Annotated in this window: 22 protein-coding genes, 1 tRNA gene and 1 pseudogene; 10 read left to right on the top strand and 14 right to left on the bottom strand. The window is 65.6% G+C overall.

The features are described 5' to 3' along the window. Positions 1-53 precede the first annotated feature (53 nt). From ASF00_RS07005 to ASF00_RS06990, 4 genes are all read left to right on the top strand, one after another. Entirely contained in the window at positions 54-1,355 is a 1,302-nt protein-coding gene (locus ASF00_RS07005) for a CitMHS family transporter (RefSeq protein WP_055876222.1), read from the top strand. Between the two features lie 40 nt (positions 1,356-1,395). Continuing rightward, positions 1,396-2,055: an alpha/beta fold hydrolase gene (locus ASF00_RS07000; RefSeq protein WP_055876219.1), complete on the top strand. Its 660-nt coding sequence runs from the start codon at positions 1,396-1,398 to the stop codon at positions 2,053-2,055. Positions 2,056-2,213: 158 nt separating this feature from the next. Then, a complete protein-coding gene (locus ASF00_RS06995) occupies positions 2,214-2,477 on the top strand; it encodes a hypothetical protein (protein WP_055876215.1) in 264 nt (87 codons plus the stop codon). Positions 2,478-2,640: 163 nt separating this feature from the next. Then, positions 2,641-3,036, top strand: coding sequence for an SAM-dependent methyltransferase (locus ASF00_RS06990; RefSeq protein ID WP_235525659.1), 396 nt, complete (start codon positions 2,641-2,643; stop codon positions 3,034-3,036). An 83-nt stretch (positions 3,037-3,119) separates the two neighbouring features. Here the strand turns inward: ASF00_RS06990 and ASF00_RS18695 are convergent, their stop codons facing one another. Then, the gene (locus ASF00_RS18695) at positions 3,120-3,353 is read right to left on the bottom strand and encodes a hypothetical protein (RefSeq protein WP_162233561.1); all 234 of its coding nucleotides are present in this window, start codon (positions 3,351-3,353) and stop codon (positions 3,120-3,122) included. On the opposite strand from ASF00_RS18695, the pseudogene ASF00_RS06980 reads away from it, so the two are divergent. Further along, positions 3,297-4,355: pseudogene (locus tag ASF00_RS06980) on the top strand (diaminopimelate decarboxylase); the annotation flags it as partial. The gene ASF00_RS18695 and the pseudogene ASF00_RS06980 overlap by 57 nt on opposite strands. Positions 4,356-4,546: 191 nt before the next feature. On the opposite strand, the gene ASF00_RS06975 reads toward ASF00_RS06980, so the two are convergent. The 4 genes from ASF00_RS06975 to ASF00_RS06960 all read right to left on the bottom strand — a co-directional run bounded on the left by ASF00_RS06975 (position 4,547) and on the right by ASF00_RS06960 (position 11,990). After that, positions 4,547-5,893: an ABC1 kinase family protein gene (locus ASF00_RS06975; RefSeq protein WP_055876206.1), complete on the bottom strand. Its 1,347-nt coding sequence runs from the start codon at positions 5,891-5,893 to the stop codon at positions 4,547-4,549. Between the two features lie 205 nt (positions 5,894-6,098). Beyond that, a complete protein-coding gene (locus tag ASF00_RS06970; protein ID WP_082463265.1) occupies positions 6,099-9,263 on the bottom strand; it encodes a PAS domain-containing protein in 3,165 nt (1,054 codons plus the stop codon). A 321-nt stretch (positions 9,264-9,584) separates the two neighbouring features. Further along, positions 9,585-11,210 (bottom strand): alpha-L-fucosidase, encoded by a 1,626-nt coding sequence (locus ASF00_RS06965; protein ID WP_055876204.1) that lies wholly within the window; start codon positions 11,208-11,210, stop codon positions 9,585-9,587. A gap of 9 nt (positions 11,211-11,219) precedes the next feature. Beyond that, positions 11,220-11,990 carry an SGNH/GDSL hydrolase family protein gene (locus ASF00_RS06960; protein WP_235525690.1) on the bottom strand — a complete coding sequence of 257 codons (771 nt, stop codon included), beginning with the start codon at positions 11,988-11,990 and terminating at the stop codon, positions 11,220-11,222. A 443-nt stretch (positions 11,991-12,433) separates the two neighbouring features. On the opposite strand from ASF00_RS06960, the gene mqo reads away from it, so the two are divergent. After that, positions 12,434-14,149, top strand: a complete 1,716-nt coding sequence (gene mqo / locus ASF00_RS06955; protein ID WP_055876200.1) for a malate dehydrogenase (quinone) — start codon at positions 12,434-12,436, stop codon at positions 14,147-14,149. 315 nt (positions 14,150-14,464) lie between these two features. Here mqo and ASF00_RS06950 read toward each other — a convergent pair whose 3' ends face one another. The 6 genes from ASF00_RS06950 to ASF00_RS06930 form a co-directional block, all read right to left on the bottom strand. Then, positions 14,465-15,343 carry a hypothetical protein gene (locus tag ASF00_RS06950; RefSeq protein WP_055876197.1) on the bottom strand — a complete coding sequence of 293 codons (879 nt, stop codon included), beginning with the start codon at positions 15,341-15,343 and terminating at the stop codon, positions 14,465-14,467. A 36-nt stretch (positions 15,344-15,379) separates the two neighbouring features. Then, positions 15,380-15,631, bottom strand: coding sequence for a hypothetical protein (locus ASF00_RS18785; protein ID WP_055876194.1), 252 nt, complete (start codon positions 15,629-15,631; stop codon positions 15,380-15,382). Then, entirely contained in the window at positions 15,628-17,127 is a 1,500-nt protein-coding gene (locus ASF00_RS06940) for a PAS domain S-box protein (protein WP_443024385.1), read from the bottom strand. Before ASF00_RS06940 ends, ASF00_RS18785 begins: the two co-directional genes overlap by 4 nt. Before the next feature lie 22 nt (positions 17,128-17,149). Beyond that, positions 17,150-17,521: a CsbD family protein gene (locus ASF00_RS06935; protein ID WP_235525658.1), complete on the bottom strand. Its 372-nt coding sequence runs from the start codon at positions 17,519-17,521 to the stop codon at positions 17,150-17,152. 203 nt (positions 17,522-17,724) lie between these two features. Next, positions 17,725-17,895 carry a hypothetical protein gene (locus ASF00_RS18325; protein ID WP_156348211.1) on the bottom strand — a complete coding sequence of 57 codons (171 nt, stop codon included), beginning with the start codon at positions 17,893-17,895 and terminating at the stop codon, positions 17,725-17,727. 128 nt (positions 17,896-18,023) lie between these two features. Further along, positions 18,024-18,100, bottom strand: a tRNA-Arg gene (locus ASF00_RS06930). A gap of 60 nt (positions 18,101-18,160) precedes the next feature. Here ASF00_RS06930 and ASF00_RS06925 point away from each other — a divergent pair. Then, entirely contained in the window at positions 18,161-18,916 is a 756-nt protein-coding gene (locus ASF00_RS06925; protein WP_082463264.1) for a queuosine precursor transporter, read from the top strand. Positions 18,917-19,016: 100 nt separating this feature from the next. Here ASF00_RS06925 and purQ read toward each other — a convergent pair whose 3' ends face one another. Genes purQ through purC form a run of 3 tightly spaced genes read right to left on the bottom strand, consistent with a single transcriptional unit; the run spans position 19,017 to position 20,709 of the window. Beyond that, positions 19,017-19,685, bottom strand: a complete 669-nt coding sequence (purQ, locus tag ASF00_RS06920; RefSeq protein WP_055876191.1) for a phosphoribosylformylglycinamidine synthase subunit PurQ — start codon at positions 19,683-19,685, stop codon at positions 19,017-19,019. Between the two features lie 13 nt (positions 19,686-19,698). Then, entirely contained in the window at positions 19,699-19,929 is a 231-nt protein-coding gene (gene purS / locus ASF00_RS06915; RefSeq protein WP_031439802.1) for a phosphoribosylformylglycinamidine synthase subunit PurS, read from the bottom strand. Further along, a complete protein-coding gene (gene purC, locus ASF00_RS06910) occupies positions 19,930-20,709 on the bottom strand; it encodes a phosphoribosylaminoimidazolesuccinocarboxamide synthase (RefSeq protein WP_055876188.1) in 780 nt (259 codons plus the stop codon). Positions 20,710-20,953: 244 nt separating this feature from the next. On the opposite strand from purC, the gene ASF00_RS06905 reads away from it, so the two are divergent. Genes ASF00_RS06905 through ASF00_RS06895 form a run of 3 tightly spaced genes read left to right on the top strand, consistent with a single transcriptional unit; the run spans position 20,954 to position 25,465 of the window. Then, entirely contained in the window at positions 20,954-22,360 is a 1,407-nt protein-coding gene (locus tag ASF00_RS06905; RefSeq protein WP_055876186.1) for an L-serine ammonia-lyase, read from the top strand. A 10-nt stretch (positions 22,361-22,370) separates the two neighbouring features. Continuing rightward, a complete protein-coding gene (locus ASF00_RS06900) occupies positions 22,371-24,404 on the top strand; it encodes a M3 family metallopeptidase (protein ID WP_055876179.1) in 2,034 nt (677 codons plus the stop codon). After that, positions 24,404-25,465, top strand: coding sequence for a PLP-dependent cysteine synthase family protein (locus ASF00_RS06895; RefSeq protein WP_200910489.1), 1,062 nt, complete (start codon positions 24,404-24,406; stop codon positions 25,463-25,465). The genes ASF00_RS06900 and ASF00_RS06895 overlap by 1 nt, the downstream gene beginning before the upstream one ends. The last annotated feature ends 5 nt before the right edge of the window (positions 25,466-25,470 follow it).

The following is a 25,470-nucleotide window of genomic DNA, read 5'->3' as shown; positions in this document are numbered from 1 at the left end:
TCCGTTGCGGACACTCCAACCTTCTCTTTCACGCCCTTTCCTAGGACGATGCGATGAACCTTGCCCTGCTCGGCTTCCTGATGGTGGCCACGTTCATGACCTTGATCATGACCAAGAAGATGACGCCGCTAGTCGCGCTCATCGTGATTCCGTCGATCTTCGGCGTGTTCGCGGGCGAGGCCGCCGGTCTCGGCCCGATGATGATCGATGGCATCAAAAATCTCGCGCCGACCGGCGTCATGCTGCTGTTCGCGATCCTGTTCTTCTCGACGATGACCGACACAGGGCTGTTTGATCCGCTGGTCGGTCGACTGATCCGGATGGTCCACGGCGATCCGATGCGGATCCTGATCGGGACGGTCGTGCTGTGCGCGCTCGTCAGCCTCGATGGCGACGGGTCGACCACCTACATCATCACGATCGCCGCGCTATTGCCGCTCTACAAGCGCTTCAACATGAACCGGCTGTACCTCGTCTGCCTGTTGATGACGACGAGCGGGATCATGAACCTGACGCCGTGGGGCGGGCCGACCGCGCGCGCCGCGAGTGCGCTGAAGATCGATCCGGCGACGTTGTTCCTGCCGCTTATCCCTGGCATGATCGCCGGCCTTGCGTTCCTGATCGGGCTCGCCGTGTATTTTGGTCGCAAGGAGCGCGTGCGGATGGGTGACGCGGGGATCACCGCGGACACCGAGTTCACCGGCATGGCGGTCTCGCAATATCCCGAGGCTCGCCGCCCCAAGCTGATCTGGTTCAATGCGGCGCTCGTCGTCACGCTGCTGACGTTGCTGGTGTGGGGCATCCTCCCCTTGTCGGTGCTGATGATGCTGGCGTTCGCGATCGCGATGATCGTCAACTATCCCGGCGTCGCCGACCAGAAGGAGCGCATCTCCGCGCATGCCGGCAACGTGCTGGCGGTCGTCTCGCTGATCTTCGCGGCGGGCATCTTCACCGGCATTTTGGGGGGCACCGGCATGGTCGAGGCGATGAGCAAGGCCGTCGTCGGCGTGATCCCGCCTGTGCTGGGGCCCTATATGGCGCCGATCACCGCGCTGCTCAGCATGCCGTTCACCTTCTTCATCTCGAACGACGCGTTCTATTTCGGGATGCTGCCGATCCTCGCCGAGGCCGGCGCGCATTACGGCGTCGCACCCGAGGCGATCGCGCGCGCGTCGCTGATGGGCCAGCCGGTCCATCTGCTCAGCCCGCTGGTGCCGTCCACCTACCTGCTGGTCAGCCTGGTCGGGATAGATCTGGCCGATCACCAGCGCTTCACGCTCGTCCCCGCGATTGCCGTCTGCGTCGTCATGACGCTGGTCGGCATGATCGCACTCGCCTTCCCGTTCGTCGCCTGAGGTGAGCATCCCCGCAACCCGCCGTTCCCGGAGATTTCGCATGGTTCGATCGCGTACGCCGCTGATGCTTCTCCCCGCGATGGGCTGCGACGGGCAGCTCTGGGCGCGGCAGATCGTCGATCTCGGCGGTCTCGCGCAGGTCGAGTTCGGCGACCTGTCGCAGGACGATACGCTGTCGGCCATGGCGGCGCGTGTGCTCGCCGACGCACCGCCGCGGTTCGCGGTCGCAGGCGTCAGCCTGGGCGGCTACGTCGCGATGGAGATGGTCCGCCAGGCGCCCGAACGGATCGAGCGCATCGCGTTGTTCGGTACGCGCGGATCGATGGACGTCCGCCCGCGCACCGTCGCGGGGCAGGGGATGCTCGCCACCGCGCCGCACGCCGACCCGCATCTGTCCGCGAACGTCAGCGGCCCCGCGCAGGCGATGGCGGACCGCGTCGGGCCGGTCGTGTTCGAACGCCAGCAGCGCGCGCTGCTCGCCCGTCCCGACATCAGCGAGGCGATCGCCGCGATCCACGTGCCCACACTGGTTGCAGTCGGCGATCGCGACCGGATCTGCACGCCCGACGATGCGCTGTCATTGAGCCTGCGTATCCCAGGCGCGCGCTTCCACTTGGTCCGCGGCTGTGGCCACCTTGCACCGATGGAACGTCCCGGCGAGGTCACGGCGGTCCTCCGTCAATGGTTGCGAACCGGATGACGGCAGCCGCGCGGGCGAGAGTGGTCCGATCGGGGCGCTGCGCGAGCTATGGTATCACTATGCGGAATGCCGGGATGGATCTCGAAACGCTATTCGGTGCGGCATAGATCGTCGCTACGGGCAACACCGCTCGTATCGATTGCGAGGATACACCAGACATGCCGTCGGCACCCGATCCGGAATGCGATCAACCGGCCATCATCATCTCTGTCGGCCAGGACAAGGCCGGGCATTGGCTCGTTCAGGATAATGCCAGCCGTCTCGAAGGGCGGTTTGTCTCGTTTGCCGCGGCGATGAGCTATGCGCGGGCCCAGCGGGATCTCTACCACGCCGCCGTTGAGGTCGCCATTGCACCCTTGATCGCGCTCGTGTCGTTCGTCCCGGCTGCAGGGTCCGAAACGGCAATGTCGCGTGCTGCTTGAGGGGGTCGCGATGAGACACGATATCCGGCGCGCGCGCGCTTCCGGTACAGTTGCAACGCTTCGATCGCCAGGCTCGCGATCGATGATCCGAGCCTTGCCAACCACGCAGCCCGGGAGCCGCGCAGCGCGTCACGATGCACGATGGCCCGCCATAGCAGCGGCTTTGGCGGATCTGCGTGAACGGGGGCGCTTCGCCGTCCGCATCGTCGAGGCCGATTGCGGCGCGGGATCGTTGTTACTCCATGCGGTGCAGCATGCGCGGAGATTGGGCTTCACGGCGATCGAAGGGCGCGGGATCGATCGTTCACCGGCATTAATTGTCCGGGCCAGAGCAGCTGCCAAAGCGCTGCGTGATCCGGCGATCGGGGTGATTTTCGACAGCGCGGACGTTACGGACGCGCTGCGCGACGAACATGATCTGCCCGCGGATCTGATCATCTGGAACGGCCGGTGGCACGGAGACGTCGCTGCGGCGTTGTCGCGCGCGGGCGATCGCGTCATCCCAAGCCCGTGTACCGCGCCCCCGCGATCGAAGCGCGGCGAAACGGGCCTCTCATGACGAAGCGCGTTTTTGTATGGCGCAGCGCCGGGGTCATGCTCGGGCTAGCCGCGGGCGTCACCGCGATAACGGTCGAGGATTCTTCATTGGTCGTCTTGCTGCTGCCCCTTGTTCTCATCGGGCTGACGCTGATGATCAACGGCAAACGCGTCGCGATCGCCTTCCAGGCCGAACGTCGCGGTCACTGGCATACGGCAGAGGTGATCCATGCCGAGCGCCTCCGTCGTCACCGCCGCCGAATCAGTTAATCGCTTGTCGATATCGCCGACGACGTCGGCACCCCGGTCCATGTCTATTCGGCAGAGGCTTTGCGGCATGCTGCAGACACCTTCGCACAGCCGTATCTGGTTTCCATGGGGCGAGAATCGCCTTCGCGGTGAAAGCCAATGCCAACACCGCCGTCCTGACTCTGCTCGTTAATCGCGGTTAGGCGCCGATATCGTGTCGGGCGGCGAGTTACGCCGCGCACTGCTCGCCGGGATGCGGTCCGAGGACATCGTGTTTTCGGGTGTCGGCAAGACCGATGCCGAGATGGCCGCACCGGCCGTATTGCGGGTGAACCCGATATCGATGTCGGCACGCATGCCAAAATCTCGATTGGCAAGCAGGAAAACAAATTCGGCGTCGCGATCGCCGACGTGCCTGACATCTACGATCGTCTGTCGGTGCTTGACGGTCTGGAATTGTACGGGCTTGCGGTCCACATTGGCAGCCAGCTGCGCGATCTTGCCCCGCTGGAACAGGGGTATTGCCGGATCGGCGCTCTGATCGCTACGCTGCGTGCACGTGGTCACACGGTCTCGCGGGTCGACCCCGGCGGCGGACTGGGTATCGGCTATGCACCTGGTGAGATCGCGCCATCGGTTGCCGCGTATGCGACCATGGTCGCGCGCGTAACTGTCGATTGGGACGTCGGCCTGACGTTCGAACCGGGGGCGGGTGATCGTTAGCGCCGCAGTCGTGCTGCTAACCCGCGTAATTTGGGTCAAGACGGGCACAACGCATCCGTTCGCGATCGTCGACGCGGCGATGAACGATCTCGCTCGACCGGCGATGTACGGTGCCTATCACCGCTGCGAGCCGGTCGTGCCGCGGGGAGAGCGCATCCGTGCAAACATCGCCGGACCGGTGTGCGAAACCGGCGACACGTCCGGTCTTGGCCGCGACATCGACGCAGTCGTCCGCGGCGACCTCGCGGTATCCATACGACCGGCGCATATGGCGCTGCGATGGCCTCGACCTATAACGGCCGTGCGATCAGCCCGCAGATACTGGTCGATGGTTACGGTCATATCGTCGTCGGCGACCGACCAAGCCCCCCGGGCGATAAGGGCCTGAGGTGGGTGACCGCAACAGCAAGCATTTGGCTACGGGGCGATCAATCGCCGCGATGCAGAAGCCCCCCAACGCCGCTGACAGGCATTCGCCCCGAATTTGCCAGCTCTTTATCCGGGCTGATGGCCACATATGCTCGCGGCCATCACGGGTTCGGCATCACAGGCCGACGGAGTCAGCGTGCTGCCGGCGCGGCGCAATAGGTGGCGATCATCGTTCGGATATCGACGCGTGCCTTCAGCCGGGCGGCGAGCAGGGCGGTCCCGCTGATCTTGCGCTGGACGAACAGCGTGTCGATCGGTGGGAGATGCCATGTCTCGCGATCCCGTGCGATTTCGGTCCCCTGTTCGCGAAGAACGCCGACGAACGCACGGTCGCCGAAGTCGAACGGGCCGGGTTTGGCGAGCTCGCCTAGGATGACGTCGATCATCCGGTCGATCAGCGCGCGGTGTCGGACAACCGCGGCCTCGCCAAGGAAGCCCGCGGCGATGGCCGCCTCGCGAACTTCATCTCGGTCGCCCGCGAGCGCCGCGGTGAGCAGGCGACGATAGCCTTCGCCGGTTGCGGCGGGGAGGGGGCGGGCCGCGCCAAAATCGAGCAGGACGAGTTTCTTTGTGTCGGGCTGCCAGCGGTAATTGGCGAAATTCGGATCGGTCTGCATCAACCGCCAGTCGAACAGCTCGCGCAGGACCAACGATATCAGGTCGTGCATCACATGGTCGCGAATCTCTTGCGGCGCGGTTTCAAGCGTCTCGACGGGAACGCCGGTAACGAAGCTCATCGCCAGCACGCGCGGCGTCGTCAGATCGGCGACCAGCGACGGCACGACGAACGCGCTCTCACCGGCCAGCAGTGCGCCGTAGCGGACGAGCATCGTCGCCTCACGCAGATAGTCGGCTTCCTCGTGCAGTTGGCGCTTTGCCTCGTTGAGCAGCGGTGTGACGTCGAGCGACTTGGGCAACAAACCCGAAACGCGCAACAGCGTTGCGACGTTGTCGACATCAGCGTCGATACTGTCCTTCACGCCAGGATATTGGACCTTGATCGCCAGCTCCGACCCATCGGGGAGGCGTGCGCGGTGGACCTGGCCGATCGACGCGGCGGCGACGGGGTGTGCCTGGAAATGTGCGAACCGTCGCCGCCAGTCCTTGCCCCATTCGGTGACAAGCAGCCGGTCGAGCTGCTGCGGTGGCATGTGGTGGGCGTTGTTACGCAGCTTGGCGAGTATCGTCGCGAGCTCGGGCGGGAGCATGTCGCCTGCGTCCATCGAGATCATCTGGCCGAGCTTCATCGCCGCGCCACGCAAGTGAGAGAGCTGATCCGCGACCCGCGTGGCATTGGCGGGCGTCAAGAGCAGGTCGCCCATGCTGGGGCGTTCACCGCTGGCAAGACGCCGCGCACCTTCGGCAACGACGCCACCCGCTACACCGCCGGCGAGACGTCCGAAGACGCCAAGTCGGGCAAGCCTGCCGCTGGGGATCGCGCGTCCTGCGCTGGCCTTGGGGCCGCGATCATCGGTCAAATCAGATCCTCTGGTCGCGGGAGCGCAACCTTCGGCTCGGATATGGGGCGGACGCGCTGGCGATCAATCGGCCCGCCGACGTGCAGTCTCGATCTCGCTCCGCCAGGCAAGACAGCGCCGACACGCGAAGGCGGTTTTATCGGCCCATGCCTTCTCCAGGCTGTGTTCTTGACCTTATCCCAGTCGGGGATATCGCGTGGATGCGCTACTCGACGTCCGTCAGGCGGTTCGCGGGGATCGTCGCCTGAAGCGGATCGGCAAGCGCGGTTTCGCCGAGCGACGCCAGTACCGCGGCGGCCAGCGCGTCGAGCCCGTACGGCTTCTCCACCATGATCGCGTCGGTCTGATCCGCCACCGATGCGGCATCCCCGGTCGCGAAGACGATGCCGACGCCAGGCCGCAACGTGCGCGCCGTCCGCGCGAAGTCGGGGCCGGATATGCCCGGCAGGTTCACATCGGTCACCAGCGCGTCGATCGGGACGGTCTGGAGCGCGGTCATCGCATCCTCCGCGCTCGCCGCGTCGACCACGACGAAGCCGCTGCCCTGCAGCATCTCGGCGGTATTGGCGCGGATCAGCGCGTCGTCCTCGACCAGAAGCACGGTGCGGCGGGCAGGCGTGTCGAGCCGGCGATCGGCCTCGATCCGCGCATCTCGCGCGGCCTTGGCGGCGGGGCCGCCCGAACGCTGGCGATTGGCGAGGACCTGGCGGAATTTCCGCGCGAGGGCTTCTCGCGTGTACGGCTTCGACAGCAGATCGAGCCCCGCATCGAGCTTGCCGCCATGGACGATAGAATTCTCGGTATAGCCAGAGGTGAACAGCACCGCGAGATCGGGGAGGCGCTCCTTGGCTTTTCGCGCAAGTTCGGGGCTTTTCAGCGTGCCGGGCATCACGACGTCGGTGAACAGGATATCGATCGGCACGCCGCTCTCGACGACGTTCAGTGCGCTCGCCGCGTCGACAGCTTTCAGCACGCTATAGCCAAGATCGGTGAGCAGCTCGACGACCGTGCCGCGCACCTCGTCGTCGTCCTCGACGACCAGCACGGTCTCGGTGCCGCCGCAGATCGGGCTGGCATCGGCGACGACCTCGACGTCCTCGCTCTCCATCGCGCGTGGCAGATAGAGCTTGATCGTGGTGCCTTCGCCGACCTCGGAATAGATCTTCACATGGCCGCCAGACTGTTTGACGAAGCCGTAGACCATCGACAGCCCCAGCCCCGACCCCTTGCCCTCGCTCTTGGTCGAGAAGAACGGTTCGAAGACCTTTTCGATGATCTCCGGGGTCATGCCGGTGCCGGTGTCGGACACGGCGAGCATCACATATTGCCCGGCCTCGACCTCGTCATGGCCCTGTGCATAGGCGTCGTCGAGATGCGCGTTGCCGAGTTCGATCGTCAGCTTGCCCTGGCCCTCCATCGCATCGCGCGCGTTGATCGCGAGATTCAGGAGCGCGTTCTCGATCTGCGCGGGGTCGATGAAGGTGTTCCAGAGGCCACCGCCGACCACGGTCTCGATCTCGATGCCTTCGCCGATCGCGCGGCGCAGCATGTCGTCCATCCCGCGCACGAACCGCGTGACGTTGACGACCTTTGGCTCGAGCGCCTGGCGACGCCCGAACGCGAGCAGCTGTGCGGCGAGCTTCGATCCGCGCGAGACGCCCGCCATCGCATTCTCGACCCAGCGTTCGGCGCGTGCGTTGCCGGCGAGGTTCTTGCCGAGCAACTGGAGATTGCCCGACACGACCTGCAGCAGGTTGTTGAAGTCATGCGCGACGCCGCCGGTGAGCTTGCCGACGGTCTCCATCTTCTGCGACTGGGCGAGCTTGGCTTCGGCCTGACGACGTTCGTCGATCTCGCGGATGACGCGCGCTTCGAGCGTCTCGTTGAGCTGGCGAAGCTGGTCCTCGGCGCGCTCGCGGTGACGGACCTGCCGCGCGAGTGCCTCGGCCTGGTCGCGCAAGGCGGCTTCGGCGGCGCGCTGATGCGTGATGTCGGTGTGGACGCCGACCCATTCGATCACCTCGCCGGCGTCGTCGAACATCGGCAGGCCGCGCACCGCGAACGTGCGCCACGTGCCGCAATGACGGCGGACGCGGTGTTCGAAGACGAACATAGACTTGCTGAGGACAGCGGCGGTCCAAGCCTTGATCGTTGACGCGACGTCGTCGGGGTGGATCGCGTCGGCCCAGCCGAAATTCTGATATTCGTCGATCGACTGGCCGGTCAGTGCCGCCCAGCCAGGTTGCTCGCCGATCATCCGGCCATCCGGACTGTTGGTCCAGAGCACGCCGTGGACGGCGTCCATCGCCGTGCGGAAGCGGCCATTGCTGATGCCGAGCGCCGCCTCGCGCTCGGCGCGCTCCTCGACATCGATGCCGAGGATATAGATGCCGGGGATCGATCCGTCGGCCGCGACATGTGGAACGTAGCGGAACTCGGACCGGCGGTAGCGACCGTCGTGATGGGGAAAGATCGCCTGCGACGTGAAGCTCTCGCCGGCAAAGGCGCGATCGAACGACGGGCGGCGATCCGCATAGGCCGAGTCGCCGAGCACCTCGCGGACGGGTTTGCCAGTCATCGCCGCTGGGTCGGCGCCGAGCCATTCCTCATATTGCGCGTTGGCGAGGCGATAGACGTGATCGCGGTCGACATACGCAATCAGCATCGGCACGGCGTCGGTAACGCGGCGCAGTTCGGCTTCGCTGGCGGCGAGGCGGTGCTCGGCTTCGACCCGACCGCTATTGTCGACCATCGTGCAAAGGACGCCGCCGACGCCGGCGTGCGACCGGTAGACGGGCGTGTAGAATAGGTCGAGCGTCAGCGTCTCTGGACCGGTCGGGCGCTCGAACAGGATTGGCTGGTCGCGATAGGCGATGGTCTCGCCGCGGAAGCCCGCCTCAAGGACGGTGCGGTTCCAGTCCCACACTTCGGGGAATGCGGTCGCGACCGGGCTGCCGAGCGCGGCGGGGTGGCGGTCGCCGGCGACGGCGCGATAGCTGTCGTTGTAGAGCATGATGTGCTCGGGCCCCCACATCACGACCTTCGCCACCGGCGAGTTGAGGATGTTGGCAAGCGTGACGCGGAGTTCGGCAGGCCATGAGTCAATTGGCCCGAGCGACGTCGTGCTCCAGTCGCGCTGGCGGACCAGCATGCCGCATTCGCCGCCCCCGATCAGGGCCCCGCTCGTGGGGGCGTTCGTCGCCGTCGCGGCGCCGTCACGCATCCGTTCAAGCGCAGTGCGCAGGATCGCGGTGGCGTCGCCGTGTCCGGCGGTCGCGAGATCGTCGATATAGCCGGCCAAGTCGGATGGCAGGGAAATGGTGCGCGACGAGGTGGCCGACGACACTGGCGACGGAACTGCGGTGGTCATGCCGGACTAGTGGGTATGCGGTGCCTAGCTGTCAATGAATACGCGTTTTGGCGGTTGGGAATCAGATCGCATATTCCCCCAGCGCGATCCGGTTTCTACCCCGGTGCGGACCGGCGCCCAAATGGAGAGGCGGCAATGATGCACGGCCGCGCTCCCCAGCAACGTCACCCGTTTGGCCCCGGCCTTTGCCGGGGTGGTAAGGGAGGCGCGTGGCGCAGAACGGGATACGCGCTCGCAATGCGCTTTGGCTGATGGTGGGAGCGGTGCCGGGCAAGCGTACGGTGGATTGCTGCTAGCGCCGGCTCGTGTCCCAAGACAAACTTATACCAACCCACGCCCTTCGAGCTTCAGTACAGGCACGAACTTGCCGTGCGTGTTCGCGGGCATCGTCACGTGCAGTCCCTTCGCATCCTGCCGGTGATCGATCATCCCGCCACCCAGCAGCGTCACGCGCTCGACCACGCCGCCATTGACCGTCCGCGCCAGCGATCCGATCGTTGCCGCCGCCTCGGGCCAGCCCAGGAACAGCGCATACAGTGCCCCCCGGTTCGTCGTGAACCGAACATCCCGCGCGGTGAACGGCTTCATCGCTTCGTTCATCATCCCCGTCGGCACGATCGTCGGCCCCTCGCCATAGCGTCGCCATGGGCGCGAACCGAAGATTGCCTCGCCGTTGATCGCGACCCAGTCGGTCATCCCGTCGAGGATATGCTCGACCTCGCTGTCGATCGAGCCGTCGCCCGGTTGCGGTACCGACAGCAGCAGGTTGCCGTTCTTCGACACCACGTCTGCCAACCGCTGGATCACCTCGGGCGCGCTCTTGTAGCTTTTGTCGCGGAGGCGGGCGATGTTGTAGAACCAGTCGCCGAGGCACGTGTCGGTCTGCCATGGTTCGGCCCAGAGATGGTCGGTGAAACCGCGCTCGACGTCCTCGACCAGCCCGAGGCGATGCCCCGGCTCGATCTTCTTCGCGTTCAGGACGACGTCGATCTTGCCGTGCCACGCGATCGAGCGATTATAGTAATCCGCCGCGGCCTCCAGCCCGACCGGACCGAACGGCAGCTCGGTATCGTCGAAATACAGCAGGTCGGGCTTGTACTTGTCGATCAGGTCGGTCTGGCGCAACAGCCATTTCGTGACATAGGCCGGATCGTTGGGCGGGCCGTTCTCGACCCATTCGCCGTCATGGACGTCGTGCCACTTGTGCAGCGCGGCCATCGTCTCGATACCCTCCGGCGCGACGATGTGCGCGCCGGTATAGAGCTCCTGTGGATCGAGGCCATCCCACCATTTGCCCTTGCCGTCCGCCTTGCGCAGCGTTGCCGCGTCGTAGCGGATTCCCTTCAGCGGACCCTCGGCGTCATAGCCATAGGCGGTCTGAAACCAGTGCCAGGCATGCGCGGCATGGTTCGAGACGCCGAACTTGAGTCCGGCCTTCCGCGCCGCCTTCGCCCATGTGCCGACGACGTCGCGCTTCGGGCCGACGCGCAGCGAGTTCCATGCGTGGTAGCGGCTGTCGTAGCAGTCCAGATTGTCGTGATGGCAGGCGAGCGACACGAAGTATTTGGCGCCAGCCTTCTTGTAGCGGGCGATCAGCGCGTCGGGATCCCAGCGGTCCGCGGTCCAGCGGTTCTGGATGTCGATCATCCCGGTCTTGGTCGGGTGGCCGTAGGTCTTGACGTGATGATCATAGACCGAATGGCCCTGGATATACATCAGCCGGCCGTACCAGTCGCCCTGCTCGGGCACCGCCTGCGGCCCCCAATGCGACCACAGCCCGAGCTTCGCGTCGCGAAACCAGTCGGGATAGCGGTAGTTCGCGACCAGCGATGGCCAGGTCGGCTGCACCGGGCCTGCGCTAAGCCCCATTGGGCTTTGCGCCACCGCTCCGCGGGCCGTGCCGAGCGCCGCCATGCCGGCCAAAACCGACCGTCTGTTGAAATCCATGATCTGTCCTTACCGGCCTAGAGTGTTCGTGATCGCGGCCAGCGCGAGCGGTTTCATCGCCGCATAGCCCTGCGGCGTCGGGTGGACGCCGTCACTGGCATAGCCCGGCTTCATCCCGCCATCCGGGCCGGCGAGCGTGGCGTGATAGTCGACATAGGTGAAGCCGTTCCTCGCGGCATAGCCACGCAGCCACGCGTTGAGCGCGATGATCTGCGGCGCCGGCTTCATCTTTGGGCTCCACGGGAACGCGGCGGCGGGCGGAATCGAGGCGAGGATCACCTTGATACCGTGCGCGCGGGCGAGATCGGTCATCGTCGCGATGTTGCCCTGCACGGTTGCCATCGTCGCGGCGCCGGTATTGCCGGCGATGTCGTTGGTTCCGGCCATGATGTGCACCGCCTGCGGGTGCAGTGCGAGCACGTCGGCGCGGAAGCGGACCAGCATCTGCGGCGTGGTCTGTCCGCCGATCCCGCGATCGACGAGCCCGTTGGTGAACAGCGCGGCGTCCGCATCGATCCAATTGTCGGTGATCGAATCGCCCATGAACACGACGCGCACACGCGCGCCTGTCGCGGCCAGTTCGGCATTCTGCGCGGCGTACCGACAAAGCTGTCCGAAATCCCGCGTGAGCATGTGCAGCCGCCATGTTTCCCACGCCAATCCGGTCGCCGGCTTGGGGTGGATCGGGCAGGGATCGGCGACGATTCCAACGCGATCCGCGGCATAGGGATCGCTCATCGCCGCGGTCTGCGTCGGCGCGCTACGCCCGGCAACCGCCATGGCAAGTGTCGATGCGACTATTGCAGCCCAGTTCATGTCCTGCACTCCCGCGAGACGTTTCATGTCCGACTAATAAAATCATACTCCTCGCGGATCGGCCACAAAAACATTGCGCCTTCCGGCTTTTCCGGCAGCGTTTTTAGTGGCAACGAAATCCGGCACCATCGCTTCGACTGGCGCGCAAGCCCGGCGTAACCTTGCGTTAGCTTGGCAAGACTGTCATGTAGAGGTTGGACAGTCGCAGTTTATCAATGGCATGGCGACGTCCCAAAAATCCCAACGGATTAGGCGAGGACTTTGAGCAGCGGTTGCGCTCGGTCGTGGGCGCGCCGCGTCGGTCCGAATGCAGCGCGCACTCGCAACGATAATCCGGTGATGGATCGTCGCCCTCCAACCATCTGCGATGGTCGGACGCGCGCGACGCCAGACCGCAACGAGAAGGTATGACGGTGCCCCGCGATTCGAACGACAATATCCTTTCCGAAACACGCACGGGCGTGACCCGGCGTGGCGTGCTCGGCTCCGCGATCGGCGCGGGCGTCGTCGGCGGCGCCTCGATGCTGCCGATGGCGCAAGCCGATGCCGCCCCCGCCGAGCGCAACGTCGACGTGCTGCTCGTGGGCGGCGGCATCATGAGCGCGACGCTCGCGGTACTGCTTCACCAGCTCGAACCGACCTGGACGATCGAACTGGTGGAACGCCTCGACAAGGTCGCCGAGGAGAGCTCGAACGGCTGGAACAACGCCGGCACCGGCCATTCGGCGCTATGCGAGTTGAACTACACGCCGGTCAACGCGGCGGACGGTCTGGTCGAGATCAAGAAGGCGATCGAGATTAACGAGCAGTTCCAGGTGACGCGCCAGTTCCTGAGCCATCAGGTCAACGCCGGTATGCTCGCCAATCCGCGCTCGTTCATCAACTCGACGCCGCACATGAACTTGGTGTGGGGCGACGCCAACGTCGAGTTCCTGCGCAAGCGTCATGCCGCGCTGCAGGCGAGTCCGCTGTTCTCGGGGATGGAATTCTCGACCGATCCCAAGCAGATCGCACAGTGGGTGCCGCTGATGATGCAGGGCCGCGACCCGGCGATGAAGCTCGCCGCGACGCGCTCGCCGCTCGGCACCGATTGCAACTGGGGCGAAGTGACGCGCCAGTATATCACGACGATGACCGCGCAGCCCGGCTTCACGCTGACGACCGGGCACGAGGTGCGGTCGCTCGAACGCAGTGCCGACAAACGCTGGCGGGTGACCGCCCGCGACATGAAGAGCGACGAGAAGCAGATCATCAACGCGCGCTTCGTGTTTGCGGGCGCGGGTGGCGGCGCGTTGCCGATCCTGCAGAAGTCGGGGATCCCCGAGGCCGACGATTATGCCGGTTTCCCGGTCGGCGGCTCGTTCCTGGTCACCGAGAAGCCCGCAGTCGCGCAGGCGCACCTCGCCAAGGTCTACGGCAAGGCTGCCGTCGGTTCGCCGCCAATGTCGGTGCCCCATCTCGACACGCGCTACCTCGACGGCAAGCAGGCGCTGCTGTTCGGCCCGTTCGCGACCTTCTCGACCAAATTCCTCAAGGAAGGGTCGTACTTCGATCTGCCGGCGTCAGTGACGCTCGACAATTTCCGGCCGATGATCGCAGTCGGCTGGGATGATTTCGATCTGGTCGAGTATCTCGCAGGTCAGCTCATCATGTCGGATGCCGACCGGATGACCGCGCTGCGCGAATATTTCCCCGGCGCGAAGGACGGCGACTGGCGCTTGTGGCAGGCAGGCCAGCGTGTCCAGATCATCAAGCGCGATCCCGAGAAGGGTGGTGTGCTGAAGCTGGGGACCGAGATCGTCGCATCTAAGGACGGCTCGATCGCGGCACTGCTGGGCGCGTCGCCGGGTGCGTCGACCGCGCCGTCGATCATGCTCGACCTGTTGAAGAAGGTGTTTCCGAACCATCTCGCGACGGCGGCATGGCAGGGCAAGATTCGCGAGATCGTGCCGAGCTATGGTACCACGCTGAACGACAACCCCGAGGCGATCGCGCAGACTTGGGCGTCAACCGCCGAGACGCTGCAACTGACGGTGGCGTCGCCCGCGGTCTTCGTCACGACCCAACCGAAACCGGCAGCGACGCGCGTGAAGGTGGACCGGAGCCCCGACCTGGCGCTGTAAAGCCGTGATCGCGATGACGGTCGCGATCTGACGATCCTCTCTCGGCATCGGGAGGTGTCGCCGAAGCTGACGAAAGCGAAGCACGCGGACCAGGCAAGTGTCCATTCCGCGGCTTCCGTCCGGCAAATGTCCGCCCCCCCGTCGCGGGGGAGGACTGGACAGCGTCCGCCGATTGGCAGCGGGGCTCGGCGTTCGACCGATCGACCATGCTGGCGGTTTGCTGAACCGCACAAAAAAAAGGGCGCTGCCGGGTCCACCCGGCAGCGCCCTTTCTCATGTCGGACGCGGCTGATGTTCAGCCGCGTCCGAGCGAGCTCACACGCGGCGACGGGTTGCCGCGGTTGCGCCGAATGCGGCAGCGGCTGCACCGATCAGGAGTGCAATCACGACCGTGAAGGACGTCCCTGCAGCGGCACCGGCGGCCGTGTCGGTTGCCGACTTGGCGGTTTCGATCGCCTTGTTCTTGCTCTGGATGAACTGCGCCTTGGCGCGGCTCACCTGGGCCTGGGCTTCAGGACGGCTGATCTTGCGCTGGGCGGCGATGATGTCGACGATCCGGTTCTCGGCACGTACACCGTCCTGTCCACCGGCGGCGAGCGCTGGCAGTTCCTGGGCGATTTCCTTCTGCGCCTGCTCCGACGTCATCTGCGCGGGATCAGACGGTGCCGTCGAGAAATACTGCGCGGCTTCGTTGCGCACGTCGCTGACGTCGACACCGGCTACGTCCGCGACCTTGGGAGCGGCTGCACCGATGCCGGTACCGGCTGCCGATGCGACCGAACCGACAGTGCGGAAGGCGCCACCGACGATACCGCCGACTGCCGAGGTGAGCAGGTACAGCGTCAGGATCAGCGTCACGCCCCAGACGACCAAGCCATGGACCAGGCCATCGAACCGATCATGGACACCGGCGACACGCGCTGCGGCGTAGCCGCCCGCGCCGAGCGCGATAACCGTGGTAATCAGCCAGTAGATGCCCGCGCCGATACCGAACCCGGCCGCCCCCGGCGTCGTGCCCTCGACCGGATCGACCATGCTCAGGCCGATGCCGGTGCCGAGGATGCCGAGCACGAGTTGCACGGCGATCGCGATGACGACGCCTGCGAAGATCGCGCCCCACGATACGCGCGTGACGGTCTTCGGATAGCGAACGTCGTCCGCCGGCACGTAGCCGCTATTGGTATTGTTGATCATAAACACTCCTGTTGAACGGAAATCTCTCAATCGGCGTCAGCGTTCACGGTTCTTTCGACCGCCGCGCGCGCCGCCTGGCGTCGGACCGGAACCGGGTCTCGACTGAGCGGATGATGTGCTGCGCGGGGGTTTCGCCTTTGTATCCGCCGCGTCGGCTTCGCGCGCACCGGCCTCGCTTTCATCAGCGCCGCACTGCTCGACATGGGCGTCGCCGATCAGTTTGCCGATCGCCTCCTGCACCGAGCCCCTGGCTTGACGGACGCGGCCTTTGTCGGTGTCGCCGGTCACGCCGCAGCCTCCTTCATACTGGAAATGACGACCGAATCCCCATCGAACCCGCGTGCGCGAGCCCAGGCGGCGGCGGCGTTGCGGCGGTTCACGCCGATCTTGGAATAAATCCGCGCAACATGATTTCGGACCGTGTTGGCCGAGACATCCAGGGTCCGTGCGATCGACTTGTCGTCCAACCCGCGACAGATCAGCGCCAGAACCTCGCGCTCCCGCTGCGTCAGCTCACCGAGGCCGACCCCCGTCGTCTCGACCTGTGGCGCGCGAATACGTGCAAGCTTCTCCATGATCGAGCGGCTGAGCCAGCTGGTATCCTGCATCACCGCCTCGATGGCGTTGACGAGCTCGCGTTCGGACGTTTTCCGCGTGGTGATATCGCGCATTGCCCAAAGCACGCATTTCTCGTTCTCAAGCATGATCGGCTCGGTCGAGACGATGCCGTCGATGACCGTGCCGTCCTTCAGCTTGATCCGCACCTCGCGGTCGCGGATCGGGCGACCCGTAGCGATCTCGTCCTCGAGTTCATGGCGCTGCGCCGCGGTCTCCCACAGCTCGACCTCGCCGAGCGGCCTGTCGGTGATGTCCGATGCGGCATAGCCGGTCAGCTCGGCAAACGCCGCATTGACGTCGCACAGGCGATGGCCGTCGAGCGTGCCGATCGCCAGCGCGACCGGAGCCAGCGAAAAGGTCCGCATGAAGCGTTCTTCGCTTTGCCGTAACGCGGTCTCGGCTTTCCGGCGCGGCTCGAGATCGGCGAAGGTGAACAGCATGCAGGGCTGGTTGCCCATATCGATGGGCTGACCGGCGACGATGACCAGCTTCGATGTCCCGTCCGGCAGCGCCAGCTCCGCCTCCATCTGGGGGATCGTGCGCCCTTCTGCGAGGCGCTCCTTCGCCAGATCACGCCGCTCCGCGCGTTCGAGCACGTCGATGTCATAGACCGTCCGCGCCAGAACCACGTCGCGCGCGTGACCGGTCATGTCGACGAACCCCTGGTTCACCTTCACGAACCGAAGATCGCATAGCCGGCAGATTACGGCGGGTGCGGGGTTGGCATTGAACGATTGCTCGAAACGATCTTCGGCTTCGAACCGTGCCGAGACATCCTGGATGATCATCACCAGACATTCCGGCTCGTCATTGTCGTCGGTCAGGACCAGACTGCGAACCTGATGAACCCAACGCGGTTCAGCCTCGCCCGCAACCGCCACCTCGACGACGACTTCCGAAAAAGCCTCTCCCGAGACAACCCGCTCGATCGGATAATCGGCGGTGTCGAGGTGATGGTTGTTGCGGTAGCGTAGCTGGAACCGCGCGCGGTACGCATCGACGGTTTCCCCAAGATCGGCCATCGATTCGACGCCGTGCATCTCCAGGGCGGCGGTGTTCGCCCACAGGATGCTCTGATCGGGATCGATCAGGATGACGCCCTCATCGAGCCCTGCAATGATCTGACGAAGATGCATCAGATCGGCAGAGTCGCGCAGCGACTTCAAGGCGGTCCGGGTCGCCAACGCCTCAGTCGCGCGAACCGTGGACGAACCACGCAAGGCCGTAACCGACCGCTGCTGCGCCAAGCGCCCAGAGGACTGGCGTGTCCTTTGCCGAATCCTGCGCGGTCCGGGCCCCGCGGCGTGCGGCCTCGGAAGCGCGATCCGCCACGTCCCGTGCCTCATGGCTCAGCTTGTCTGCAAGCTCGGGGGCGCCGTCGACGATGTCACCGACCGCCGACTTGGCACGACCGTACAGATTCTGCGCGCCGCCCGCGACCTGATCGACGATGCCGTCGACCTGCCAATCGCGGCTGCCGACGACATCGCCCACACCCTTTTCGACCTTGCCGCCAACGTAGCGTGCGCCGCCTTGGAATTCGTCCTTGTTCACGGTCATTACCTCTGTTTGAGCTCGTATCGACACACACCATCGGTCCCGCCGCAACCGATGCGCCGCGGGCCGATGACGGACTTCTGATAAAGCTTCGTCAACCTTGCCAGGACCGGCGTTGCGATACGGCCGGTGTGGACGGATAAACCCCGCTTTAGCTACTAGGTTCCTGGTATTTCTAACGAATTTCCTGAGCGGAATGTACCAGTTCAGGCCAGCGCGCGCGCGTGATACAGCTTGGCGAAACGCAGATGGAGCGATCGCATGCTATCGTCGGTCGCGTGCTGCGCACGATGTTCATGCCACTGCGCGCGGCTGATGAAATAGGGCCTGTCCGCCTCGCCAGTAGCCTGCGTGTAGTTGGTTTCGTCTTGCGTCACGGTTCGCACCCATCTCGATTTTCGCGCATCTATACGTCATCGGACGCGATGCGCATGATCGGGAAGGACTAGGACATAGGGTGTTTTGGACAGTGCGCGCGGGCGGTGTCTCGCCTGCGAAAGGCGGTTGGCGCGCCCGGAGGGGTTCGAACCCCCGACCGAGGAGGTAGAAGCTCCTTGCTCTATCCAGCTGAGCTACGGGCGCGCGCTGCGGCGAGGACTAGCGCGGATTGTGCGGGCTTGGAACCTCGATCATAAAGCGCGGATGAAAATCGGAACGGAACAGCGGCAGGGCCTCGAACCGGTCGCCGCGAGTGCGGTGCGCGGCGCGCAGTTTCGCTATTTCGACTTCGTGATGGCGGCGTTCGTCACGATCCTGCTGCTGTCGAACGTGATCGGCGCGGGCAAGCGCGCGGTGATCGACCTGCCGTTCATCGGCGCGTGGCCGTTCGGCGCGGGGATCCTGTTCTTCCCGGTCAGCTATGTGATCGGCGACATCCTGACCGAGGTTTACGGCTACGCGCGCGCGCGGCGCTGCATCTGGGCGGGGTTCGGCGCGATGCTGTTCATGGTCTTCATGTCCGCGGTCGTCGTCGCGTTGCCACCCGACCAGGGCTGGACCGGCCAGGCGGCATACGAGTCCGTGTTCGGGCAGGTGCCGCGGATCGTTCTTGCGTCGATCTGCGCGTTCTGGGTGGGGGAGTTCGCCAACAGCTTCGTGCTGGCGCGGATGAAGATCTGGACCAGGGGCCGCATGCTGTGGACGCGCACGATCGGCAGCACCGTGGTGGGGCAGGCGTTCGACAGCCTGATCTTCTATCCGCTCGCCTTTTACGGCGCGCCAGACTGGCCGGTCGAGGCGATGCTGATGGTGATGGTCAGCCAGTTCCTGCTGAAGGTGTCGTGGGAGGTGCTGCTCACGCCGCTGACCTATCTGGTCGTGGGGTGGCTCAAGCGCGCCGAGGGCGTCGACGTGTATGACGAGGGGACGGACTTTTCGCCGTTCCGGACGCGGGTTTGAGCCTCGCGCAGTCCGTTCTCCCGCGAACGCGGGAGTCCAGGGTTCCGGGCGCTGGGGGTGGTATCCTGGGCCCCCGCTTTCGCGGGAAAACGGTTACGATTTAGGCGCTGACCGCTTCCATCAGGCCTTCGAACAGGCGCCGACCATCGGTGCCGCCGTGCGCAGCTTCGATGCGGCGTTCGGGGTGCGGCATCATGCCGAGTACGTTGCCCTTGTCGTTGAGCAGGCCGGCGATGTTGCGTGCTGAGCCGTTGACGCTGTCCGCATAACGGAACGCGACGCGGCCTTCGCCCTCGAGGCGGTCGAGCGTCTCGGTGTCGGCGAAATAATTGCCGTCGTGATGCGCGACCGGGAAGGACACGCGCTCGCCGGCCTTGTAACCCGAGGTGAAGGTCGACTGTGCGGTCTCGACGGTCAGCGCGACGTCGCGGCAGACAAAGTTGAGCCCCTCGTTGCGCATCAGCGCGCCGGGGAGCAGTCCCGCTTCGGTCAACACCTGGAAGCCGTTGCAGATGCCGAGCACGGGCAGGCCCTTGCCGGCCTGCTCGACGACCGCGCGCATGATCGGCGAGCGCGCGGCGATCGCGCCCGAGCGCAGGTAATCGCCGTAGGAGAAGCCACCGGGCACCGCGACCAGCCCGACATCCGCGGGCAGATCCGCGTCGCCATGCCAGACCATGAGCGGCTTGACGCCGGTCACCGCCTCCAGCGCGACGGCGATGTCGCGGTCGCAGTTGGAGCCGGGGAACACGATGACCGCAGTCTTCATGACAATACCACCTTCATGCCTTTTCGACCCGGTAGTTCTCGATCACCGTGTTGGCGAGGAGCTTGCGGCACATGCCGTCGATCGTCGCGTCGTCGGTATCGTCGGCGACCTCGAGTTCGATCAGCTTGCCCTGGCGGACGTCCTGCACGCCGTCGAAGCCGAGGCTGCCGAGTGCATGATGGATGGCGCGGCCCTGCGGATCGAGCACGCCGGGCTTGAGTGTCACGAAAACCTTCAGTTTCATTTACTTGCCCCGGTTCTTGCGATGCTTTTCGAGGTCGAGGACCGAATTGTCGCCACCTTCGGGCAGCAGGCCAAGACGGCGTGCAACCTCCTGATAGGCCTCGACTTCGCCGCCGAGATCGCGACGGAAGCGGTCCTTGTCCATCTTCTCGTTGGTTTCCATGTCCCACAGACGGCAGCCGTCGGGGCTGATCTCGTCCGCGAGGATGATGCGGCCAAAGTCGTTGTCGAAGATGCGACCGAATTCGAGCTTGAAGTCGACGAGGCGGATGCCGACGCCGGCGAACAGCCCGCACAGGAAATCGTTCACGCGGATCGCGAGGTCGGCGATGTCGTGCATCTCCTCCTGGCTCGCCCAGCCGAACGCGGCGATGTGTTCGTCGGAGATCATCGGATCGCCGAGCGCATCGTCCTTATAGTAATATTCGATGATCGTGCGGGGCAGCTTGGTGCCCTCCTCGATCCCGAGCCGCGTCGAGATCGAGCCGGCGGCGACGTTGCGCACGACGACTTCGATCGGGACGATCTCGACCTGGCGGATCAGCTGCTCGCGCATGTTGAGCCGGCGGATGAAGTGCGTCGGCACGCCGATATGATCGAGCAGCGTGAAGATGTGCTCGGAAATCCGGTTGTTGAGCACGCCCTTGCCGTTGATCGTGCCCTTCTTCTGGGCATTGAACGCGGTCGCGTCATCCTTGAAATACTGGATCAGCGTGCCGGGCTCCGGACCCTCATAGAGGATCTTGGCCTTGCCTTCGTAGATCTGGCGGCGGCGAGCCATGCGCGGTCCCCTGGAAATCGAGCGGTGAAAATCGAGCGGCCCCAGCCTACGTGACATGCGTCGCGAAGCCGAGGCCGGAATAGGCCGCGCCTATAGGCGAAGGGTGCGGGGGGTGCAATCGGATCGGTGCTGTCGGCGAAACGCGTGCGCAAACCCGCGCGATACGGTGCCGGACAGGGCTGCAGGCCGGTGCGGTCGACGTCCGCGCTTTCCTCCGTTCGGTCGAGGCGATAGGGGCCGGTGGATGGAGCCACTCATTCGCGATCGCCAAGACGAGCAGACCCGCGCACGCCCGGATTGCCACCAGGCTATCTCTATCCTCGATCTGTTCACGATCGGGATCGGGCCGTCGAGTTCGCACACGGTCGGGCCGATGCGCGCGGCGTGGCTGTTCGCGGATTTGGTCGCGGACGAGACGCCCGTCGCGGTGCGAGTCGATCTGTACGGGTCGCTGGCGCTGACCGGGCGGGGGCATGCGACCGACAGCGCGGTGATGCTGGGGCTCAGCGGTGCGCAGCCCGAGACGATCGATCCCGACCTGATCCCGGTGCGCTTGGCCGCGATCCGGTCGAGCGGGCGGCTGATGCTCGCCGAGCGGGTCGAGATCGGCTTTGAGGAAAGCCAGCATCTGCTGTTCCACGCGCAGACCTTCTTGCCAGGGCATCCGAACGCGGTGACCTTCACCGCGACGTTCGTCGACGGACGCAGCGTCGAGCGAACCTATTTCTCGATCGGTGGCGGTGCGATCGTCGAGGCGGGGTCGGGGCCGGTGAAGGCGAACATCCTGTTGCCGCGGCCGTTCTCGTCTGGCGCCGAGCTGCTCGCGACGGGCGACGCCACGGGGATGACGATCGCCGAGATCGTCCGCGAGAACGAGATCGCGTGGCGGCCTGACAGCGAGACCGACGCATTCCTCGACGCGGTGCGCGTCGCGATGTTCGCGTCGATCGATCGCGGGTGTCGGCAGGGGGGAATCCTCCCGGGCGGCCTAAAGGTGCCGCGGCGGGCGAAGGCGTTGTTCGAGGGGCTGCAGGCGCGCGACACCGCGGCGGATCCGTCCGCGGTGTTCGAATGGGTGAGCCTGTACGCGCTGGCGGTGAACGAGGAGAATGCCGCGGGGGGGCGCGTCGTGACCGCGCCGACCAATGGCGCGGCGGGTGTGCTGCCCGCGGTGCTGCGATTCTACGAGACCTTCACCAAGGACCCCACGGCGAAGGGTGCGCATGATTTCCTGCTCACCGCAGCGGCGATCGGGTTTCTCTACAAGAAGCGCGCGTCGATCTCGGCGGCGGAGATGGGGTGCCAAGGCGAGGTCGGCGTCGCGTGCTCGATGGCGGCGGGGGCGCTGGTCGCGGCACTCGGTGGGACGAACGAACAGATCGAGAATGCCGCCGAGATCGGCATGGAACATAATCTCGGGCTTACCTGCGATCCGATCGGTGGGCTGGTCCAGATTCCCTGCATCGAGCGCAATACGATGGGTGCGATCAAGGCGATCAACGCCGCCTATCTGGCGCTGCGGGGGGACGGTCGCCATATCGTCAGCCTCGATGCGGTGATCGAGACGATGCGCCAGACCGGTGAGGACATGCGCTCGCAATATAAGGAGACGTCGCTTGGTGGCCTGGCCGTCAACGTCGTCGAATGCTGAAGGATTTCCGATGACTGCCCCGACGAACCCGCTTCTCGATACGCTGTCGCTGCCTCGTTTCGCCGAACTGTCACCCGACCAGATCGCGCCTGCGCTCGACGAGGCGATCGCGCGGCATGAGGCGATGGTCGAGGCGCTGACGACCGCGCGGCCTACCGATTTCGCAGGCGCGTGGCTGCCCTATGAGCGCGCCAATACCGAGATCGGCGCGATCTGGTCGGCGGTGTCGCATCTGCACGGCGTGGCGGACACGCCCGAACTGCGCGCGGCCTATTCGGAGGGGCAGAAGCGGCTCGTCGAGAACGACATGAAGGTCGGGCAGAATCGCGATCTGTACGAGGTGTTCGTCGCGCTCAGCGTCTCGCCTGCGTTCGCGAGCCTGCCGGATGCGGACCGCGTCGCGGTCGAGCATGCGATCCGTGATTTCACGCTGTCGGGCGTCGCGCTTGAGCCCGAGGCGCGCGATCGGTTCAGCGCGATTTCGGTCGAGCTGTCGGGCCTGTCGAACGAGTTCGGCAGTGCGGTGCTCGACGCGACCGACGCGTGGTCCGAACTGGTGACCGACGAGGCGGACCTCGCCGGGATTTCGGACGCGGACAAGGCGATGTTCGCGGATGCCGCCAAGGCGAAGGGGCACGCGGGCTGGCTCGTCACGCTGCAACAGCCGAGCGTCAACGCGGTACTCACCTTTGCCGAGAACCGCGACCTGCGTGCGCGCATGTATCGCGCGTTCGCGACGCGCGCGTCGGACCAGGGGCCGAACGCGGGCGAATTCGACAACAGCGCCCGGATCGCGCGCATCCTCGAACTGCGGCATGAGGGCGCCAAGCTGCTCGGGTTCGCGGACCCGGTCGCGTGGTCGCTCGAAACCAAGATGGCCCCCAATGGCGCCGAGGTGATCGCATTCCTGCGCGACCTCGCGCGGCGCGCGAAGCCCGCGGCGGAGCGCGATCTCGCCGAGCTGAAGACGTTCGCCGCCGAGCAGCTCGGCATCGCCGATTTCGAGCCGTGGGACGCAGGCTTCGTCTCGAACCGGCTGCGGCAGGATCGCTATGCGGTCGATGCGCAGGTGGTGAAGGCGTATTTCCCCGTCGAACGCGTGATGGAAGGCTGGCAGACGCTGATGCAGCGCTTGTTCGGCATTAAGCTCGTCGAGCGCGACGACGTGTCGCTCTACCACGACGATGCGCGGTTCTTCGACGTGGTGGACGAGAGCGGGGCGGTGTTCGCCGGGCTGTATCTCGATCTCCACGCGCGCACCGGCAAGCGCGGCGGCGCGTGGATGGCGCAGGCGCGGCCGCGGTTGCAGGACGGCAACACGATCGCGGTACCGGTCGCGTATCTCGTCTGCAACTTCGCACCGGATGGCGGCGAGACGCCGTCTTTGCTGTCGCACAATGACGTCACGACGCTGCTGCACGAGACCGGCCACTGCATCCACCTGCTGTTCACCAAGGTGAACCGGCCGAGCATCGCCGGCACCAATGGCTTCGAGTGGGACGCGATCGAGCTGCCGAGCCAGCTGATGGAGGATTTCGCCTGGGACAAGGACGTGCTGACCGGCATGTCGGGGCATTACAAGACGGGCGAGACGCTCCCGGCCGACCTGTTCGAGCGGATGGTGAAGGCGCGGCATTTCCAGGCGGGGATGTTCATCCTGCGCCAGGTCGAGTTCGCGCTGTTCGACCTGCTGCTGCATCTCGGCACGATGGGCAGCGACCCGATCGAGGTGATCGAGGCGGTGCGCGACGAGGTCGCGGTGATCCTCCCGCCCGCATGGCACCGCTTCCCGCACGCGTTCAGCCACATTTTCGCAGGCGGGTACGCCTCGGGCTATTACAGCTATCTCTATGCCGAGTTGCTGGCGGCCGATGGCTTCGAGGCGTTTGCCGAGGCGGGGCTCGTCGATCGTGCGACCGGCGACCGGTTCCGCGAGGAAGTGCTCGCGCGCGGCGCGACGCGGCCCGCAGCGGACAGCTTCCGCGCGTTCCGCGGGCGCGATCCCGAGCCGACCGCGATGCTGATCCGGCACGGGCTTCAATAATGCCGAAGCGGGTCGACCGGCGCTGGTTGTCGGAGGCGGTGCGGCGGATCGAGGCCGACTATAACCGATCCGCCGACACGCATCTGATCCGCGTCGACCTGCCGCGCTATCCCGGCATCGTGCTGTACCTCAAGGACGAGAGCTCGCACCCGACCGGCAGCCTCAAGCACCGGCTCGCGCGCTCGCTGTTCCTGTACGCGCTGTGCAACGAATGGATCGGCCCCGAGACGACGGTCATCGAATCCTCGTCGGGGTCGACCGCGGTGTCGGAGGCGTATTTCGCCAGGATGCTGGGCTTGCGCTTCATCGCCGTGGTGCCCGCGACGACCGCGGCGCCGAAGCTCGACGCGATCCGCTTCCACGGCGGCGAGATCCACATGGTCGACGATCCGCGGACCGTCTACGCGGTCTCGCACCGCCTCGCCGCGGAGACCGGCGGGCATTATCTCGACCAGTTCACCTATGCCGAGCGCGCGACCGACTGGCGCGGCAACAACAACATCGCCGAGAGCATCTTCGCGCAGATGGCCGAGGAGGAGCATCCGTGCCCGTCCTGGATCGTCTGCGGCGCCGGCACCGGGGGGACGTCGGCGACGATCGGGCGCTTCATCCGCTATTGCCGGCACGACACCAGATTGTGCGTCGCGGACCCGGCGCATTCGGTGTTCCACCGGCATTTCGAGGATCGTTCGGTCACCGCGCTGCCCGAAGGCTGCGCGTCGCGGATCGAGGGGATCGGGCGGCCGCGCGTCGAGCCGAGCTTCGTCCCCTCGGTGATCGACCGGATGATCGCGGTCGAGGACGGCGACAGCATCGGCGCGATGCGCGCGCTGTCGGACCGGCTCGGGCGGCGGGTCGGCGGGTCTACCGGCACCAATCTCTGGGCGTGTGCGCAACTGATCGCGGAGATGGCGGCGGCGGGCGAGAGCGGCAGCGTCGTCACGTTGCTGTGCGACGGCGGCGACCGCTATGGCTGTACCTATTACGACGATGCGTGGCTCGACGAGCGCCAGGTGGCGTGGACCGATGCCGCCGCACGGATGACCGCTTTTCTGGGCTGATTGAC

Origin of the sequence: Sphingomonas sp. Leaf34 (assembly GCF_001421805.1) — a bacterium.
Taxonomy (GTDB): domain Bacteria; phylum Pseudomonadota; class Alphaproteobacteria; order Sphingomonadales; family Sphingomonadaceae; genus Sphingomonas.
The sequence above is the reverse complement of the archived record's forward strand: the minus strand, read 5'-3'. Positions and strand labels throughout refer to the sequence as shown.